Origin of the sequence: Brevibacillus sp. MER 51, assembly GCF_023714195.1 — a bacterium.
Classification (GTDB): Bacteria; Bacillota; Bacilli; order Brevibacillales; family Brevibacillaceae; genus Brevibacillus.
This window is the reverse complement of the sequence record NZ_JAMAUS010000086.1, coordinates 1-257: the sequence shown is the minus strand read 5'-3', so window position 1 is coordinate 257 and position 257 is coordinate 1. Positions and strand designations below refer to the sequence as shown.

Genomic DNA, 257 nt, shown 5'->3' with positions numbered 1-257 from the left:
CTTCGGCTCCTAGCGCCAAGGCATCCACCGTGTGCCCTTAGTAACTTAACCACATTGGTTAGCACTAAAAAGTACTTACAGTTAATATCTTAGCAATTTCATGCAGTATCCAGTTTTCAAGGAACAATGAATAGTTACTCGCAAGAGTAACTGCCTGGCAACGTCCTACTCTCCCGGCTCCCTGCGGAGCAAGTACCATCGGCGCTGGAGGGCTTAACGGCCGTGTTCGGCATGGGAACGGGTGTGTCCCCTCCGCC

1 rRNA gene is annotated in these 257 nt (G+C 51.8%); it reads right to left on the bottom strand.

Annotated elements, in window-relative coordinates:
• Positions 1–152: 152 nt before the first annotated feature.
• Positions 153–257: ribosomal RNA gene (gene rrf / locus M3630_RS30785) — 5S ribosomal RNA — on the bottom strand; the annotation flags it as partial.